Genomic DNA, 19,333 nt, shown 5'->3' on the forward strand with positions numbered 1-19,333 from the left:
CCCATACTATGCTACGCTATCATGCCAAAAAGCCAGAGGGGTATTTTGCGAACATCTGTAGTGTAGTCAATATCAATGACCAAATAGCTCTTTTGTACATCTTTGATTTGTTTAAAGGTTTTATCTCTTCCGCCGATTTCAAAAAAAGTATCCTTTACCCTGAAATCCCCGATATCTGAATAGTAAATATCGGAAAAGCAACTTGCAAAAAAAGTCTCTCTGATCGTTCCGACCTCCACATCCATGCCGAATTCGTCGGCATAGGCATGGAGAATATTGGTATTATCAAAGAGCAGTTTTGCCGGTTTTCTGGATATCCGGGTCGAATATTTTTTTATGGGTTGAAAAATTTTCGAATCTTTGAGCATGTCCAGGTAAATACTCAACGTGGGATGGGTGATACCAAGTTCCAGAGATAATTTTGACACATTGACTTTATAGGGCACCCTTGATTCGATTAATTTCGCAATGAGTTTTTTGAATATACGGGTCTGAAGATAATCTATTTTATGGCAGGACGGAATATCTTCATTAATGATCTTCTGCAGGGCATTAAAAAGCTTGTTTTTGAATTCATCCTTATCCTCCATAAAAAATGGATATGCCCCATATTTCAGATAATCTTTAAAATCACTGTAAATGTTGGACTGTGACAATGCCAGATCAAGGCTGATTTCCGAGCCCCGGTTTAAGATCTCTTCCAGAGGCTGAACAGGCAATTTGCAGCCTCTGCTGAGATCAAGATATTCATTAAAACTCAATATATCCATCGAACAAAAGCATCGGGTATGAACTGAACAATCCTTGCCTGTTTGTTTCTAAAATAATTTAGCATAATTATCTCCTTTCGACTTTTGAATTATAATGCTCAAGTATGCTTTAGGATTTAACTGTACCTGGACGTACTTGCGGAACGTCCATTGTTTTTATTGGTTTCTTTGTCAGGCAAAATAAAAAAACTGTCATTGATGAGGCTGCATTGAAATTATTTATGTGACGATCTATAGACCTTGTAAGTTCCACTATAGAACCCGACACTTTCTCCTTTCAAAATGATAGAAAAAAGTGTTACCTTATCGTAACCTGTTTTGTTTGATTTCTTATTATAAATTACAGCTAATAGCTTTAAACCCTGGTTTAGAAAAAAACTGGAAATAGTTATTTTATCAACATGATATATACTTGTAGTTGAGGCACTAAGTAAAAAAATGTATCTCTTTTCCACTCTACTTTTGTCAATGTTCATTACTATTATCCTTATTCCTTGTTTCAAGGAATATGCGGTTAAAATGAATGCGGTGGATATTCCCAACAAGAGAAAAATACACGAAACAACCATGCCGAAAATAGGCGGACTCGCCATGGCTACAGGCGCCCTTGTTCCGATTCTATTCTGGTCAAGCATGGATCATTTTATTCAATCTATTCTGGCCGGTGCTTCTATAGTTGTTATTTTTGGATTTCTTGATGATATAAAAAACCTGGGATATAAAACAAAATTTACCGGCCAGATTGCTGCAGCCCTGATTGTTATCCTTTACGGGGGAGTCAAGATACAGTATCTTGGCACCTTACTGCCGGATGGCAGCCTTCTGGCCGATCCATTCTCTATCCCATTGACCTTAATTTTTATTGTGGGCATAACAAATGCTATCAATCTTTCCGATGGCCTTGACGGTTTAGCAGGTGGAATATCAATCCTAACCTTCATAGGCATTGGTTATCTGGCCTATTTAAGTAACAACTCCGCAATCCTGCTGATTGCGGTAGCAGTCACAGGAGCAATATTCGGATTTCTCAGGTTCAACACCTTTCCGGCGGTTATTTTTATGGGTGACGCAGGCAGCCAGGCACTCGGGTTTATGGCTGCTGTGCTTTCAATCAGTATAACACAATCGAATCCGCCCTTTTGCGCTGTTTTACCTTTGCTGCTGACAGGTTTTCCGGTACTGGATACTTTAACTGTGATGACAGAACGTATTATTGCTCATAAGTCTCCTTTTGTGGCCGACAAAAGGCATTTCCACCACAGACTTCTGGATCTCGGCTTTTTCCATACCGAAGCAGTACTTTTAATATATATTTTTCAGGCATTGCTGGTTACTGCTGCGGTTCTGCTCCGCTTCTTTTCAGAATGGTTCATATTAATAATTTATCTGATATTTTCGGGTACAATTATTTACTGTTTTTTAACGGCCAAAAAAGCAGGCACGCGCCTGGCCAGGTTAAGCTGGTTCGACAAAAGCATCAAAGGCAGACTCAAAATACTTAAAGAGAAGAAGGTTATTATAAAAATATCTTTCAAAACAATTTATAATGGCATCCCTTTACTTTTGCTGGCGACTGCTTTTATTCCGGTCAATATTCCGATATATTTCTCAATTTTTTCAATTATTGCGTGTATACTGATTTTAGCATCTATACTTTTCAAAAAAAAAAGGCTTTGCAATATTCTCCGCCTTTGTTTATACATTTCTATCCCTTTCCTTATTTTTATAAGTGAATCAACCCCTGTGCCATGGATAAACAGCAGTATGACGCAAATTTATAACCTTTCATTTGGATTCCTGGTTTTTTTTGTGATAATGACGCTGAAGTTCACCAAGCGACAACATGGTTTCAAAACAACGCCCATGGATTTTCTTATACTCTTTGTCGCTTTAATTGTGCCTAACTTTCCTGCGGTTTACTTTGATAACAATCATTTAGGTCTGATTACTGCAAAAATAATTGTCTTTCTGTTCAGCTATGAGGTTATTATCGGAGAACTGCGCGGCGAGTCAGGTAAGCTGGGAGCCGCTACTGCCGGCACTTTTATGGTAATTTTTATAAAAGGTTTTACATGATTTCAATTAATCCGCGAAAATTTACGTTTTGAACGGAGCATCAAGCATGTCTAAATACTTATCCAAAACTCTTATTGTCTGTCTTTTGGCTTTCCTCCTTGCCGCCTGCGGCACACCGGAAGAGAAAAAAATGAAATTTTTCACTAAAGGGCAAACACTTTTTGAAAAAAAGGATTACGTAAAGGCCCGGCTGGAATTCAAGAATGCCCTGCAGATCGATCCAAAATTTGCGGGCGCCTATTACATGCTGGGTATGGTGGAATTTAAGGATAAAAATTATAAAAAGGCTTTTGGTCTCTTTTCAAAAACAATATCCCTTGATCCTAAAAATATGGATGCACATCTGCAGCTTGGCAAACTTTTCATAGCAGGCCGGGCTTTTGACCGGGCCAAAAAAGAGGTTGAGCTGATATTAAAGGCAAACCCGGATAATCTTGAGGCGCTCCTTTTGAAAGGAGCAATCCTGCTGAGCGAAAAAAAGAGCTCTGAAGCGGAAAAGCTGCTTAGAATGCTGCTTGAAAAAGGAATGACCAAACCGGACATATATATTATGATCGCATCTATTTATTCCCGGGATAAAAATCTCCATGATGCTATAGAAATCATCCGGACCGGTATTAAAGAAAACCCACAATCTGTTTCGCTCCATCTTATTCTGGCCCGATTTTATGCCGGCTCCGGGCAGCCCGATGACGCTGTTGACACTCTGAAAAAAATCATCAAGCTGGAACCTGACAAGGTCGGCCCAAAATTTAATCTGGCCGGTTTTTATTGGGATTCGGGCCGGCAAGACAAGGCTGTGACCCTGCTGAAGGAATTGGTTGAATCGGATAAAACCAATGAGGATAACTGGATCAATTTCGCCAAATTCTATATAACCAAAAAACAGATTGATGAAGCTGAAAAAATGCTGCGCCAGGGGCTGGAACATAATCCCGGCAGTTACAAGCTCCGTTTTATACTTGGCGAGCTCTATGCAAAACAAAACAAATCGGACAAAGCGGTTGAGATTCTTAAAGAATGCCTGGCACTGGATAAAGATCCGGCAGCGCCGGAGATTTTGCAGGCCAAAAATGCGCTCGCAAAAATATATCTTATTAAAAAGGATCTAAAAACAGCGGAAGTGTATGTTACGGAGGTGCTAAAAGAAGATTCTAAAAGCCTTGAAGCGCATTTTACCAAAGGAGAGATCTGCCTTATCAAGGGTGACGGTTTGAATGCCATCTCTGAATTTCGCACCATAGTAAACGAAAAGCCTGAAAATATTACCGCCTATCTTCGCCTTGCCCAGGCGCACATGATGAACAATGAAAAAGGTCTGGCCCTGGACACCCTCCGCAGTGCCCTGAAAGTTAACCCGAAATCAAGAAAGGCTTTAACGGGTATTGCGCGCATACTTGTTATGAATAAGGATTATAAAGGTGCCGAAGATAATCTGAAAAAAATAATAGCTTATTATCCTGATGATATCGGAGCAAAAGCTGCGCTTGGCGATCTTTTTGCCGGTTTAAAGAAATTTGACCAAGCTGAAAATGAGTATAAAAAAATAATCCGAATAATGCCTGAAAATGCCCAGGGTTATTTAAAGCTGGCCAGATTGTACGGCGCCGAAAAAAAGTGGGATCAGGCTATCCGGATCCTGGAGCAGGGCTATGAAAAAAACCGCCAGTCTGCCGCCATTTTATCTTCCATGCTCAGGCTTTATATTTTCAAGAAAAAACATAACAAAGCCATAGCGATATGTGAGGAAAGAATAAAAGATAATCCTGGGGATGCGTTTGCATACAACATGCTGGGACAAATTTACGGATCTCAAAAAAAATATAAAAAATCTGGAAATGCATTTAAAAAAGCGATTAAAATCCAGCCCTTGTGGCCGGCGCCGCATAATAACCTGGCCAGTCTTTATATTGCGCAGGGAAAAAAACAGGAAGCTATAGACAAATTTGAATCCGCCTTAAAGGCCAATCCCAACAATCCGGCCGCGTACTTGTCACTTGGACAAATATATGACCAGGCCGGCGAATATGAAAAGGCAATCAAAACATATGAAAATGCCCTGGAGGTTAACCCGAAGCTCTGGTCGGCCGCTAATAATCTTGCATTTTTGATAAGTAATCACTACCAAACAGACGAGGAGCTTGAAAAAGCTCTCGAAATTGCAAAAAAAGCTGAACAAGCAAGACCAAACGAGGCGGTAATACTTGATACTATAGGATGGATATATTACAAAATGGAGAATCTGACTGAAGCATTGCGGTTTACCCGTTATGCCTTTGATGCAGCGCCTGACAATCCTGTGATAGCATACCATATGGGGATGCTTTTAAATAAAACCGGCCGGATCGAAGAAGCTGTTGATATGCTTGAAAAGGCCCTTGCCGAAAATCAGGATTTTGACGGCAGGAATGAGGCGAAAAAAATATTAAAAAAACTTAAAGGACAATTATTATGAAAAGGTTAAAACTCCTGGTAATGGTTTTAATTTCAGCCGTTTTAATTCCAGTTTCCATACTTGCTACAGCGTGCCTGGCAGAAGAAGATAGGGTAAAATTTTTTGGTGATGACTATTTAATCGGTCCCGGTGATATCCTGGATATTTCCGTCTGGAAAGAGGAAGCTTTGACCAAACTGGTTACTGTTCTGCCTGATGGTAAAATTTCATTCCCGTTGATCGGTGATATTGATGCTGCCGGAAAAACAGTGGCTTCTCTCGGGAATGAATTGAATAAAAAAATTGAGCGATATGTTCCCGATCCAAACCTGTCCGTGGTTGTGCAGCAAGTAAACAGCATGCTGATCTATATTATTGGCCGGATAAATCATCCCGGTCGTTTTGTTCTCAATACTAACATAAATGTGCTCCAGGCGCTCTCCATGGCCGGTGGACTGAATCCATTTGCAAAAAAAAATAAAGTCCTGATTTTCAGGGAGAAAAACGACAAAACAACTATTTTTAAATTCAGGTACGACGATGTCTCAAAAGGCGAAAATCTTGAACAAAACATAATGCTGAAACGCGGGGATATTATAGTAGTGCCGTAGGGGCAACCCTTGTGGTCGCCCTATCCGAAAAATATCGAATACATTAGCCCGCCCATCAGGGCATGGCGGTTATTATAGATTTCCACATAAATAATTTCACTGCGTTATCGGTCGTCGGAGTATTACAATACGCCTTCCTCCATCTGGCCTTGTGCCCAATTTTAAAATCGGGTAATTATCTGAAAATCTATAGGAACTTTTTTTTGTTCAAGGAAGTATATTTTTTACATATGGTCTTACAAAAAAAAATTATCTTATATTTATTTGCCTTGGCTCTTGTGGCCGGGCCGGGAAAAGCTGCCGCAGACGATTTCAAGCTTATACCTTCAATTGGCATTAAAGGGGAATATAATGACAATATATTTTTCGACGACGGGAATGAAGAAGAAGACTTTATAACCACGATTTCGCCCGGGCTGAAACTGAGCAACCGTACCGAGAGATTAAATGCCGGCCTGTCCGCCCGTTTTGACGGAATAAGCTACTTTGATAATAATGACCTGAATGCCATAGATCAGGATTATAAAGGCAATCTGGATTATCAGCTTACACCTAAAACAGGTGTAACCGCTGATGCCGGTTATAAAAAGGATTCCCGCCGGGACCGTGATATTGAAGTAATAGATGAAGGCACGGCAACAGGCCTGATTCAAGGCGATGAAACCCGTATAAGGTATAACGGCGGCTTTTCTTTCAACAGCATGCTTACCGAAACAACTGCAGTAAACTGCTCGTATTCATTTGCAAAAGATGATTTTGATAACCGTGAAGATAATGACATCCGCATGCAGAATGTAAATCTGGGATTTACCCATAATTTGACTTTTATAGATGAACTGACTGTGGGACGTTTGAATTTCGGTTATGGAAGATATGATTATCTGGATGGTGAAATTACCAGATCTTTTTTAACAATTATTGACAATACAAGAATAGATTATTATTCCGCTACAATCGGTGTCAGCCGAAATGTTAGTGAAGTTTTCAGCATACTTGCCGATATAGGAGGTAGTTACACAAAATCGAAATATGAAACCAGTTATGAGTATGATCAACCTTTTAGCGTATACGATTCTACCCAAAAAGAAAATAACAGCGGCACCGGCATGGTCGCGCGGATTACTACTTCCTATAATGGAGAGCTTACAAGCGGCAGTCTTAATTTTTCCCATGACGTCAGAGCATCCAGCGGGACATCGGGAGCAACCGAAAGAACATCCATAGAGCTTAATATAAGCCGGAGGTTCACATACGAACTCAGCGGCCGGATATCGACGGAATATTATCTTAACAAAGCCGATGACGGCGACTATTCAGCGAGGGGTACTGATGAAACCACCTGGCGCATACGCCCCAGTATAAGGTATAATTTTACCAATGATCTTTTTATGGAAGCTTCATATTATTTTACAAAAAATAAAGACAGGGAAGATCATACAGATACAAGGCGAAATCAATTTTTTATTAAAATTTCAATGGATTATCCATTGTTTGAATAAGCGCCATGCATTAATGTTTACCATTTTCATATAAAAAGTTTAATACAGACTGAGATTTTTGGAGAAAACTCTATGGAAGAAGCCGCTTTATCACCTGCCGACTACATTCAGATTGTAAAAAACAGGAAATGGTCACTGATTATTCCTGCTTTAATCATATTTGTTATTGCCGCAATAGTTGCCTTGACGCTGCCGCCGGTTTACAAATCGACAGCTACAATCCTGATTGAAGAGCAGGAGATCCCGGCCGATTTTGTCATCACAACCGTTACAAGCTATGCTGAGCAGCGGATCCAGTCCATCAACCAGCGAATCATGAGCACGACCAAGCTGCTGAATATTATTAAGCGTTTTGATCTTTACCCGGACAAACAAAAAAAATGGACACAGGAAGAGATAGTTGAAAAAATGCGTGGAGATGTTTCAATGGAGCCTATCAGTGCCGAGGTAATGGACCGCCGCACAGGCAGGGCTTCAGTCGCAACCATAGCTTTTACCCTTTCCTATGAAGGCAAGGATACACCCGAAAAAATTCAGCGGGTTGCCAATGTTATAACTTCCCTGTTTCTCGAAGAAAACCTCCAGGTCCGGGAGCGTCAGACAAGCGAGACGACCAAATTCCTGGAAACCGAGATGCTCAAGGTTAAAAATGATCTTGCGGAAATAGAGGGAAAAATTGCCATCTTTAAAAAGGAGCATATTAATGAACTACCTGAACTGATACAGGTCAATATGCAAACCTTAAACAGCCTGGAGCAGAATATTGACCGTCTGAACGAACTCCTTCGCACGCTCAAGGAAAGGGAAAGTTCTTTGCAAACCCAGCTATCCGGGATCATTTCGGAATCGGCCAACCAGGACAAACAGCGGCTGGACGAGCTTAAGTTGCAGGTTGTTTATCTGAAAAGCCGCTTTTCAGATAAGTATCCGGATGTGATAAAAACAAAAAATGAAATCGCAGAACTGGAAAAACAGATCAACGCCCCAGGAGGATCAAAAGGTAAAAAAAATGATATAAAACATAATCCTGTACATATCACCCTGGCATCCCAGCTTTCAGGCGTAAAGTCCGAGATAGATTCCGTTTACAGGCAGATAAAAGAGGTCAAGGAGAAACGAGACGATTATAGGGCCAGAATTGAAGCGACTCCGCGCATAGAAGAACAATTCAAGGCACTGGCAACTGAACAGTTGAACACCAGGGCCAAATATGAAGACCTGATGAGAAAATTCATGGAAGCAAAGGTCGCCCAGGGACTGGAAAAAGAGCAGAAAGGAGAGCGTTTCACCTTGATCGATCCGGCCCAGTTGCCTGAGAAACCTTTTAAACCCAACCGTCTTGCAATTATCCTGATAGGTCTTGTTCTATCTTTAGGAGCTGGAGTGGGGGCTGCTTCTTTAAAAGAATTTACAGATCAATCTGTCCGCAAAGCAGAGACCCTTACAGCCGCGACATCGTTCCCGGTACTGGCGGAAATACCTGAAATTTTAACCAGCAAGGATATTGTGAGTAAAAAAAAAAATCGCATTATCCTGGCAATAGGAATAATTTTATTTGTGGTGGCAGCAATTATTATTTTTCATTTTTTTATTATGGATTTTAATGTATTCTGGGCCAAACTCATGCGGAAGCTATAAATTATGGATCATAGCGGATTATTTTGGAAATTCTATTTATTGAGCATATACTAATTAAACTTATGCCATCAGCTATTAGCAGTTAATACCTAACAGCTAAAAGCTAATAGCTGTTCATCACGGATTACCACACTAATCCGTGATGAACCAAAATTATTTAGGGCAAAATTATGGAACTTAGAAAAGCTATAGAAAAAGCAAAACAGGAACGTGAACGAACAGGATCAACAGCGCAGCAAAACAAGGCTAAAGCACCAGTACACCAGGCCGTTCAGAAAAATACGGGATGGACTCCGCCGGATTATCTTGAATCAAAATCAGCCCAACTCGATACGGTTAAAGCGGAAGAAAACAAGTGCGCAGCCCTTTTTTCGGATTCAGTTGCCATAAATTATTACAAGGTGCTGAAAACCCGCATACAGCATTGCATGCAGGCCAACGGATGGAACACAATCATGATAACCAGTGTCAATCCCGGTGAAGGTAAAACCCTCACTTCCATTAACCTGGCCATTACCATGGCCAGGGAATTCAATCAGACCGTACTCCTTGTAGACACTGATTTACACCATCAAAATATTCACAAGTATCTGGGAGTTTCCAGCAATATTGGGCTGATAGATTATCTTGAAAATAACACACCTCTGAAGGAACTGATTATATGGCCGGGAATTGAAAAATTGACTTTTATCTCCGGTGGCAAAAATGTACTGGAAAGCAGCGAACTCCTTGGATCACCAAAAATGAAAAATCTGGTAGATGAAATGAAAAAGCGCTACGATGAAAGATATATTATTTTTGACATTCCCCCTGTACTTGGAAACGCAGATGCCATTACGTTTGCACCAATGGTGGACTGCACCTTAATGGTGGTCGAAGAGGGAAAGACCACCATCCAGGACGTGAAAAAAGCGGTGGATCTTCTCCCGCAAAACAATTTTATCGGATATGTGCTTAACAGACAAACAGCTTCTATTCATAAAAGGATGAAATATGGTTATGGTTATGCCTGACGAACATAGGCTACAAAGATCGCTCAATAACGCTTGGCAAACCATTGCATAATCCCCCGTTTTACATGTTGATTTTTTGGATCTTCATCTTTCGGTGATTGCAATGTCGGCCTTTCTTCCCCGGCCTCTTTTTTTATCATACCGAAATAATCTCCGGATAACCGCTTGAATCTTTCATCCAGGGCTGCATATTCCTTTATAATTTTATCGCTATTTTCTCTTTCCCGATCAAGAAGGTTCTGCAGCGTGCTGACCATTTCATCATGGTAATCATCTTGATTCGCCTGTTTTTTAACAAGCATATTAATTTTCAGCCTGATATCCTGGAGATTAACTTCAAATCTCTGGAACCGCTGTAAAAGTTCCTCATCACCCCCCTCCCCTTTCATTGCCGGCAAAATCCCGCCTTTATCTTCATCTTTTTTATCTTCATCCTTTTTTTTCTCCGGCTCGACATAAAATCCTATTCCGCCTTTATCTTCAATAACCCGGTCAATAACTTTTGAGTTTATCTGTTTCAATTCATAACCAAAGCCATAGACCATGGCAGTATCACAGAACAGGTTTATAATCCTGGGAACCCCCCCGGAATTTGTATAGATTAAATCAACGGCTTCAGGCATGAATATATCAGGACTCCCGCCTGCTTTTTTCAACCGGTACGCTATATACTCCCCTGTTTCCTCCCTAGTAAGGGTAGATAAATGATAATTTACGGTAATACGCTGCGCAAGCTGAGCCAGCCTGGGATCTTGAAGTCTGGCTTTTAATTCGGGCTGTCCCACCAGCATGATCTGTAACAGGATCTGCTCATCCGACTGAAGATTCGACAGCATTCTGACTTCTTCCAGAACATCTGCAGCAAGATTCTGTGCCTCGTCTATAATTATCAAAACCCTGCTGCCATCGGAAAATTTTTCTATCAAAAAACGATACAGCAGATCAAGATTAGCTGTTTTATCTTTTTTGGAATTGATTCCAAAATTATCCAGGATAAGGCCGATCAGCTGATCAGATGTAATATTAGTATTGAAAATAACCGCAACATCCATATCAGGCTCAACCTGATTAAGGATATATCGCACCAGGGTAGTCTTGCCGGTGCCGATCTCCCCGGTCAGGAGGATAAAACCGGTTGCCTCCATCAACCCATATTCCAGATATGTCAAGGCATCCTGATGTTTTTCACTCCTGTAAAGATACGCGGGATTAGGTACTATATTAAAGGGCTTTTCATTCAGGCCGTAAAATTTTTCATACATAGGAAACTCAACTTTTACATTATTGACCTTAAATTGTTTTATATGTTATATATTTTAGTGCTGTTATTTTGTTTAATTTATAAGGCTATTTTTTATTATTTAAAATATGTAAAGGCAAGTTTATTCTTAAGGGTGATTTCAAAGGAGGAAGTTTAGCATGAAAGACGTGGTAATTGTAAGTGGCTCAAGAACTGCTATAGGTAGTTTCGGCGGAGGGTTGAAAACAGTTCCGGTGGTTGAATTAGGCTCGTTGGTAATGAAGGATGTTCTTAAACGCGTTGGCCTTAAACCGGTGCCGAATGAATTAATGGAGGAGAGCGCCCCGGACAAGCTGAAAGGCAGGGGAATTATTGAGCTTGAAAAAAAAGGTTATGATTGGGACAATTCTGCGGCTCCGGTAACAATCGACGAAGTGATTATGGGTAATGTGCTGCAGGCCGGTCAGGGCCAGAATACTGCGCGTCAGGCCATGATAAAGGCCGGAATCGTCAAAGAGACTCCGGCCACGACGATAAACAAAATCTGCGGTTCAGGCCTCAAAGCAATTGCCATGGGAGCAGCATCGATCATGGCCGGCCAGGCTGATATAGTGCTTGCGGGTGGTCAGGAAGCGATGAGCATGGCGCCCATGGCGCTGCCCAAGGCTCGATGGGGGCACAGAATGGAGCTTACCGGTGTCGGCGACATATATGATATCATGGTTTTTGACGGGTTGTATGAAATTTTCTACGGATACCATATGGGTTTAACTGCGGAAAATATTGCCGATCTGTACGATATAGGCCGGAAGGAGCAGGACGAACTCGGTGTTTTGAGCCATAACAGGGCAAGAAAGGCCATTGCAGACGGAATTTTTGCCGACGAAATTGTGCCGGTCGTAATCAAAACCAGGAAAGGTGAAACGGTTTTTGATATTGATGAGCGTCCCATGGATACAAACATGGAAAAAATGGGCAAATTAAGACCGGCCTTTAAAAAAGGCGGATCAGTCACAGCCGGAAATGCATCCGGAATTAACGATGCTGCGGCGGCCGTCCTTTTAATGACCGCTGATAAAGCAAAAGATATGGGGCTTGAGCCTATAGTAAAAATAAAGGCTTTTGCAGCCGGGGGCATAGACCCTGCGTATATGGGCCTCGGTCCCGTGCCGGCTGTAAGAAAAGTTTTAAAGGCTACAGGAATGACGCTTGATGATATTGATATGATCGAGTTGAATGAAGCCTTTGCATCCCAGGCGATTGGATGTATGCGTGAACTAGGGATCGAAACCGACCGGCCCAATGAGCTTGGAAGCGGTATTTCCCTAGGCCATCCGATAGGGTGCACAGGTGCCAGGCAGATGGTTACCGGAATGAACCATATGAAACGCAAAGGCTATAGTACCGGCCTGATAAGCATGTGTATCGGGGGCGGAATGGGCATGGCAATGATAATTGAACGTTAATTATTTTTAAAGGAAACTTATTCATTATGAATATAAGCAGAAAATTAGGTATTCTTGTTTTTTTTGTTGTTCCCGCCATAATCGGAGGTGTTATCGCTTTCACTCTTTCAGGCAGTTACGCGCCGGTTTTTGTTTATGAAATTATTCTTATTTTGGTAGGGCTCGGAATTATCAGTAAGTAAAACAAGAGTCAGGGTGCAGGTTTAAATTTTCCTGCCCCCTGCTGCTTTAAAAGTATTGGAGGCAGAATGGGTTGCAGTTCTTCCCGTGATTCGATATTCTGGTTTTTCCTGGTTCTCTTTATTATATCAATCTATCTTATCAGCATTCTATTTTGGCCTTTTGTTTCGGTGATTATCCTCGGCGCAGTGGTGACCGGTGTCTTTAAGCCGGTTTATAAGTTTATAAAAAAAGGAACCAGACCATCTTTTGCGTCACTTCTGACATGCGCCCTGATCTTCATTATATTGTTTGTGCCGATAGTGTTTTTCGGAAACGCTCTGTCCAAAGAGGCTTATGATCTATATCTTACAGCAAAGAGCGCTGTATTAAACGATGAGATAAAAACTTTTCTTGCAGACAACAGAATACTGGAAAGAGTAAATATCTTTCTATCTAATTTTAATTTTGAATTAAGCGCTGATGATTTAAACAAAGCAATTGCAGAGACAGCCAAAATAACAGGATTTTTTCTATATGAACAGATCCGGGTAATCGCGTCAAACATGGCAGGGCTTGCGATTAACTTCTGTTTTATGCTGCTTGTGATCTATTTTTTGCTACTTGATGGCGATGACTTTCTTGCTTTTATAATTGATCTTTCGCCACTGCCCAAAGAGCAGAATGAGCAACTAATATCAAAATTTAAAGACATGGCCGGCGCCGTTCTCATAGGCAACGGATTATGCGGATTGATCCAGGGCCTGCTGGGCGGTGTTGTTTTTGCACTTTTCGGCCTTAAATCTCCATTCTTGTGGGGCGTTATCATGGGGTTGCTGGCATTTCTGCCTATCCTGGGAATTGGACTCGTCTTCATCCCGGCAGCCGGAATTCTTTTTTTAAACGGACGCATAGGAGCCGGAATATTTTTTATTATCTTTTACCTGATCCTTTCCGGCTTCATAGAATATCTTTTTAAACCGCGCCTGGTGGGAAAACGTGTAAAAATGCACACCCTGCTGATTTTCCTGGCAATAATCGGCGGTCTGCAATTTTTCGGCATCCTTGGAATAATTTACGGACCACTGGTGGTTACCGCATTTCTGACTTTGACCGATATATATAAAACCAATTACCAGAAAATTATAGAATCAGGCGGATCGAACGCCGCTCCTCCCCTATAGATTTTCAGCTCACTGATATTGTTAACTTTGGTGGATTCGTCGCTACGCTCCTTAATCCACCCTACAATTTTATATATTTATATAAAAGTTTGTAGGGTGGATTAAGCGAAGCGAAGCCACCAAAAAGTATTGAAAGATATTGATTATTGACCAATTTTTTGTTTTAAATATCAGATAATTATAATAAAGCAAAATGAGTTTGTAAATTTCTGTTAACACTTAAAACTTAACTATTCATTATTATATGAAAAACTGAAAAATTATGATTCAACCGGAAAATAAACATACTATCGGCATTGAGATCGAGATGAAAAAATCTTATCTCGAATACGCCATGAGCGTTATTATCGGCCGGGCACTTCCTGATATTAGGGACGGTCTTAAACCTGTTCACAGACGTGTGCTGTTTGCCATGCATGAGCTCAAAAACGACTGGAACAAACCTTATAAAAAATCAGCCCGTATTGTTGGTGATGTTATAGGTAAATATCATCCACACGGCGACACTGCTGTTTATGACACCATTGTAAGGATGGCGCAGGATTTCTCTTTAAGATATCCGTTGATAAACGGCCAGGGCAACTTCGGCTCGGTGGACGGCGACCCCCCGGCCGCGATGAGATATACCGAGATCAGAATGATGCATCTATCCCATCAACTGCTTGAAAACCTTGAAAAGGATACTGTCGAATTTGTCCCCAATTACGATGAATCACTATCAGAACCTACTGTTCTTCCAACAAAATTTCCAAATTTATTGATAAACGGTTCCTCAGGCATAGCCGTCGGAATGGCGACCAACATTCCTCCACACAACCTGCCGGAAATTGTTGCGGGGGTTAAAGCCGTCATCGATAACCCGGAAATCAGCTTCCAGGAACTTGTCAATATCATTCCGGGGCCGGACTTTCCCACGGCGGGCATGATCTACGGGACCAAAGGAATCTACGATGCATACAGAACCGGCCGGGGAGTAATACGCCTGCGGGCCAGGGCTGTGATAGAAAAAGATAAAAGAACACAAAGAGAGACCATTATAGTTACCGAAATTCCGTACCAGGTTAACAAAGCCAGGCTGATAGAAAAAATATCGCACTTAATTAGAAATAAGCAGATTGAAGGAATAAGGTTTGTGCGGGACGAATCCGACAGGGAGGGCATGCGGATTGCTATTGCCCTGAAAAAGGGCCAGATACCGGACATTACCCTTAATCAGCTTTATAAACATACCCAGATGCAAAACAGCTTCGGCATTATCCTTTTGGGAATATTGGATAACCAGCCCCGGATTTTTAACCTGAAAGAACTCCTGGAACAATTTGTTCTACATCGCCGGGAAGTGATTGTCAGGCGAACGCGGTTCGATCTTAACAAGGCTGAAGAACGCGCCCATATTTTGCTCGGTTTGAAAATTGCGCTTGAGAACCTGGACGAAGTGGTTGCAATGATACGTAAATCAAAATCCCCTGCTGAGGCCAAAACCGGACTTATAAACAGATTCGATCTATCTGCCATCCAGGCCCAGGCAATTCTCGATATGCGGCTTCAAAGGCTTACCGGACTTGAGCAGGATAAAATTTTGGAAGAATATAATAATATTTTGAAAGATATTGCCAGGTTCAAGGAAATTCTGGAAAGCGAGCACCTTGTTGACCTGATTATTAAGGAAGAACTGGATGAAATAGAGAATGAGTACGGAGATGAGCGCAGAACCGAGATAGTAGAATCTACCAGGGAAATCACCCTGGAGGATATGATTGTAGAAGAAGATATGGTGGTTACCATTTCAAGAAGCGGTTATATTAAAAGGAATCCACTAACCCTTTACAGCAATCAGCGTCGCGGCGGCAAGGGCAAGACCGCCATGACCACCAAGGATGAAGATTTTGTGGAGCATCTTTTTGTGGCTTCCACCCACCACACTTTTCTGTTTTTTACAAATCTAGGCAAGGTTTACTGGTGTAAAGTTTATGAAATCCCCCAAGCCGGACGAGCGACCCGGGGCAAGGCGATCGTAAATTTGCTGAATTTTGAAAAAAACGAAAAGCTTACAGCAGTGCTGAATGTTCCGGCTTTTGAACCTGGCTCTTATATAATCACAGCCACCAAAAACGGACTTGTTAAAAAAACGGATATCATGGCTTACAGCAGGCCCAGGGCCGGCGGAATTATTGCGCTCGATCTTGTACCAGGCGATGAATTGATCTCCGCCAGAATCACGGACGGCACCATGAATGTATTCCTGGGATCATCTTGCGGGCAATCGATCAGGTTCCACGAATCTGATGTCCGCGCAACCGGTCGGGTTGCCAGGGGAGTAAGAGGGCTCAGGCTCGCGCCCGGCGACTCAATTGTCGGCATGGAGGTTTTAAGCTACGGACAGACTCTTTTTACCGCAACGGAACATGGATACGGCAAAAGGACTTCGATTGACGAATATCACATTCAAAAACGCGGAGGCAAAGGTGTTATCACAATCAAGACCAGCGAACGAAATGGACGAGTTATTGCAATCCTGCTGGTGGAAGATGATGATGACCTTATGCTTATAGCCGACAGCGGCAAACTGATACGTATGCCTGTACAAGGAATTTCCATTATAAGCCGTAATACCCAGGGTGTAAAACTTATAGGCATTGATTCTGAAGAAAAAGTTGTCGGCGCGGTCAGGCTGGCGGAAAAGTAGGGGCATAATTTATGAATGATAATAATTGTGACGGGTTGAGGATTGGAGTGGTTGGCTCCGGGAGTTGGGGAACCGCCATTGCCAATCTCCTGGCCTTAAAAGGTTTTAGTATAGATTTATGGGCTTTTGAAAAAAATATTAAAGAAGATATAGCCAACTTCAGCGAAAACAGGATATTTCTGCCCGGCGTTAAACTTTCACCCAATATTCACCCATCGAACGATCTTAAAAAAGTTGCATCCGGAAAAGATCTGCTGCTACTTGTTGTCCCATCGCATGTGATGAGAGAAACAGCAAATAAAATATCCGATTTTGTTACCAAGGATATGACCATCGTATCAGCATCCAAAGGTATTGAAAACAAAACACATCTGACCATGACAGGTGTGCTTTCTGAAATTTTCAGCAATATTCCTGAAAATCTTTTTGCAGTTCTTTCGGGCCCTAGTTTTGCCAGTGAAGTTGCAAAAAAAATACCGACACTGGTAGCTGTTGCATCCAAAAATCAAAAAACAGCTGAATTAGTGCAGCATGCTTTCGCCACTCCCTATTTTCGGGTATATACCAGTAATGATATTACAGGTGTGGAGCTTGGCGGAGCAACTAAGAATGTTATTGCAATAGCTGCAGGCATGGCGGACGGTCTTAATTTCGGCTTAAATACCAGGGCAGCCATCATTACAAGGGGTCTTACAGAAATACGCCGGCTCGGGTTAAATCTGGGCGCAAATCCAAGAACATTTGTGGGCCTGGCGGGTGTCGGGGATCTCATCTTGACATGCACAGGCAATTTAAGCCGGAACTATACAGTTGGCAAACTTCTGGGGGAAGGAAAAAAAATAGATGACATCCTTTCTGAAATGAAGATGGTAGCCGAGGGAGTAAAAACAGCCAAATCCGTATATAATCTTTCGCAACGCATAGGGGTTGAGATGCCGATATCATGCGAAATATACAATATACTTTATAATGATATTTCTCCTAAAGAGGCTGTTCACAGGCTTATGACACGAGAACTCAGGGAAGAACTGGATGAAATCTGACATCAAGAATAACGAGTCTGAATATCCTTCCTGTTTCGGCCAAATAGACAAGGTGTTTCCACAGACCGACGATGGATTACGAAAGACACCGGAAACATGCTTTGCATGTATTAATAAAACCCTTTGCTTAAAAAAAGCCATATCCGGAGACCAGGGATTTAAACTTAAGGAAGAGCTCGTTGACAGGGCCTACAAAGCAGGTAAAATAAATTTTCTACAAAGATGGTCGCGAAAAAAAAGTTTATCTTACCAAAAAAAGGAAAATCTTGATGAAATCAATTAGAGATCTTGATATAGACGGTAAAAGAGTTTTAATAAGGGTCGATTTTAACGTGCCTTATGATGATCAGCAGAATATAACCGACGATACAAGGATCAGGGCGGTTTTACCGACTATACAATATGTTCTTGATCATAATGCCATATTGATTATCTGTTCACATATGGCCAGGCCCGGAGGAAAAGTTGTGCCTGAACTCAGCCTTTTGCCGGTGGCCAGGCGTTTAGGCAGGATAATAAAGCATAATGTGTCTATGGCGCACGACTGCGTAGGCCCTGATATCAAAAAAATAGTTTCAGCAATGAATCCTTGTGATATTATTCTTCTTGAAAATTTGCGTTTTCACCCTGAAGAGGAGCAGGATGATGATGCTTTTGCAAAAGAACTGGCCGATTTATGTGATGTTTATATAAACGATGCTTTTGCAGTCTCTCATAGGGCCAATGCATCTGTCAGCGCCATTACCAGGTATGCGCCTGTTGCAGCAGCCGGTTTTCTTTTAATAAAAGAGCTCACCTATTTTTCAAAGGCCATGTCCGATCCTCATCGTCCTCTTGTTGCTATTGTAGGAGGGGCAAAGGTTTCAGGCAAGCTTGAAGCCCTTGAAAATATGATAAACCATGTGGATAAGTTGATAATAGGCGGCGCCATGGCCAATACGTTCCTTAAGAGCTTAGGGATTGATATGGGTAATTCAAAAGTAGAATTAAGCCTTATTGATACAGCCCAAAATATCATAAAAAAGGCAAAGGAAAAAAAAATAAAACTTTACCTGCCAGTGGATACAGTTGTTGCGGACAGATTCGATGAACGTGCTGAAATCAAGGTAGTCCCGATGCAGGAAATTCCTGCTGACTGGATGTCTCTAGATATAGGACCTGCCACTTCCTTATTATATTCAGAAGCATTATATAATGCAAAGACTATAATATGGAATGGACCCATGGGCGTCTTTGAGATGGATGCTTTTTCCAGGGGTACTGGCGCAATGGTGCAGAGCGTGGCAAATTCCTATGCACTTACAATTGTAGGTGGAGGTGACACTGATGTAGCCGTTCACAAAGCCGGAGAATCACACAGGATGACATATATTTCAACCGGGGGGGGCGCTTTTCTTACACTTATGGAGGGTAAGATGCTGCCTGCGGTCACAGCGTTGAATGAGGCTGCAAAAAACTTGGGGGGTAGAAATTAAAAAACGGCAAAAAATTATTATATTTCTGATCCTTTTTAC

15 protein-coding genes are annotated in these 19,333 nt (G+C 41.7%); 13 read left to right on the forward strand and 2 right to left on the reverse strand.

What is annotated here, in order from left to right:
• Nucleotides 1-11 precede the first annotated feature (11 nt).
• Nucleotides 12-770 (reverse strand): ATP-binding protein, encoded by a 759-nt coding sequence (locus BuS5_RS11945; protein ID WP_051374587.1) that lies wholly within the window; start codon nt 768-770, stop codon nt 12-14.
• Between the two features lie 519 nt (nt 771-1,289).
• Between BuS5_RS11945 and BuS5_RS11950 the strand changes: the two genes are divergently transcribed.
• The 6 genes from BuS5_RS11950 (at nt 1,290) to BuS5_RS11975 (ending at nt 10,041) form a co-directional block, all read left to right on the forward strand.
• Nucleotides 1,290-2,846: an MraY family glycosyltransferase gene (locus tag BuS5_RS11950; RefSeq protein ID WP_198012181.1), complete on the forward strand. Its 1,557-nt coding sequence runs from the start codon at nt 1,290-1,292 to the stop codon at nt 2,844-2,846.
• Nucleotides 2,847-2,892: 46 nt separating this feature from the next.
• Complete coding sequence (locus tag BuS5_RS11955; protein ID WP_027353057.1) at nt 2,893-5,301, forward strand: tetratricopeptide repeat protein; 2,409 nt, start codon at nt 2,893-2,895, stop codon at nt 5,299-5,301.
• Nucleotides 5,298-5,891, forward strand: coding sequence for a polysaccharide biosynthesis/export family protein (locus tag BuS5_RS11960; RefSeq protein WP_027353058.1), 594 nt, complete (start codon nt 5,298-5,300; stop codon nt 5,889-5,891). The genes BuS5_RS11955 and BuS5_RS11960 overlap by 4 nt, the downstream gene beginning before the upstream one ends.
• A gap of 230 nt (nt 5,892-6,121) precedes the next feature.
• Complete coding sequence (locus tag BuS5_RS11965) at nt 6,122-7,390, forward strand: outer membrane beta-barrel protein (RefSeq protein WP_027353059.1); 1,269 nt, start codon at nt 6,122-6,124, stop codon at nt 7,388-7,390.
• Between the two features lie 72 nt (nt 7,391-7,462).
• On the forward strand, nt 7,463-9,028 hold the full coding sequence (locus BuS5_RS11970) for a GumC family protein (protein ID WP_027353060.1): 1,566 nt from the start codon (nt 7,463-7,465) through the stop codon (nt 9,026-9,028).
• A gap of 170 nt (nt 9,029-9,198) precedes the next feature.
• On the forward strand, nt 9,199-10,041 hold the full coding sequence (locus tag BuS5_RS11975) for a CpsD/CapB family tyrosine-protein kinase (RefSeq protein WP_051374588.1): 843 nt from the start codon (nt 9,199-9,201) through the stop codon (nt 10,039-10,041).
• 23 nt (nt 10,042-10,064) lie between these two features.
• Here the strand turns inward: BuS5_RS11975 and BuS5_RS11980 are convergent, their stop codons facing one another.
• The gene (locus BuS5_RS11980) at nt 10,065-11,303 is read right to left on the reverse strand and encodes an AAA family ATPase (protein ID WP_051374589.1); all 1,239 of its coding nucleotides are present in this window, start codon (nt 11,301-11,303) and stop codon (nt 10,065-10,067) included.
• A gap of 157 nt (nt 11,304-11,460) precedes the next feature.
• Between BuS5_RS11980 and BuS5_RS11985 the strand changes: the two genes are divergently transcribed.
• The 7 genes from BuS5_RS11985 (at nt 11,461) to BuS5_RS12015 (ending at nt 19,294) form a co-directional block, all read left to right on the forward strand.
• Nucleotides 11,461-12,747, forward strand: coding sequence for a thiolase family protein (locus BuS5_RS11985; RefSeq protein WP_027353061.1), 1,287 nt, complete (start codon nt 11,461-11,463; stop codon nt 12,745-12,747).
• A gap of 26 nt (nt 12,748-12,773) precedes the next feature.
• Complete coding sequence (locus tag BuS5_RS11990; RefSeq protein ID WP_198012182.1) at nt 12,774-12,929, forward strand: hypothetical protein; 156 nt, start codon at nt 12,774-12,776, stop codon at nt 12,927-12,929.
• A 66-nt stretch (nt 12,930-12,995) separates the two neighbouring features.
• Nucleotides 12,996-14,090, forward strand: coding sequence for an AI-2E family transporter (locus BuS5_RS11995; protein ID WP_035264402.1), 1,095 nt, complete (start codon nt 12,996-12,998; stop codon nt 14,088-14,090).
• 262 nt (nt 14,091-14,352) lie between these two features.
• On the forward strand, nt 14,353-16,776 hold the full coding sequence (gene gyrA / locus BuS5_RS12000) for a DNA gyrase subunit A (RefSeq protein ID WP_027353062.1): 2,424 nt from the start codon (nt 14,353-14,355) through the stop codon (nt 16,774-16,776).
• An 11-nt stretch (nt 16,777-16,787) separates the two neighbouring features.
• On the forward strand, nt 16,788-17,819 hold the full coding sequence (locus BuS5_RS12005) for an NAD(P)H-dependent glycerol-3-phosphate dehydrogenase (protein WP_027353063.1): 1,032 nt from the start codon (nt 16,788-16,790) through the stop codon (nt 17,817-17,819).
• Nucleotides 17,809-18,102: a hypothetical protein gene (locus BuS5_RS12010; protein ID WP_035264405.1), complete on the forward strand. Its 294-nt coding sequence runs from the start codon at nt 17,809-17,811 to the stop codon at nt 18,100-18,102. Before BuS5_RS12005 ends, BuS5_RS12010 begins: the two co-directional genes overlap by 11 nt.
• Entirely contained in the window at nt 18,089-19,294 is a 1,206-nt protein-coding gene (locus tag BuS5_RS12015) for a phosphoglycerate kinase (protein WP_027353065.1), read from the forward strand. The genes BuS5_RS12010 and BuS5_RS12015 overlap by 14 nt, the downstream gene beginning before the upstream one ends.
• Nucleotides 19,295-19,333 lie beyond the last annotated feature (39 nt).

Source organism: Desulfosarcina sp. BuS5 (genome assembly GCF_028752835.1).
Taxonomy (GTDB): Bacteria; Desulfobacterota; Desulfobacteria; order Desulfobacterales; family BuS5; genus BuS5.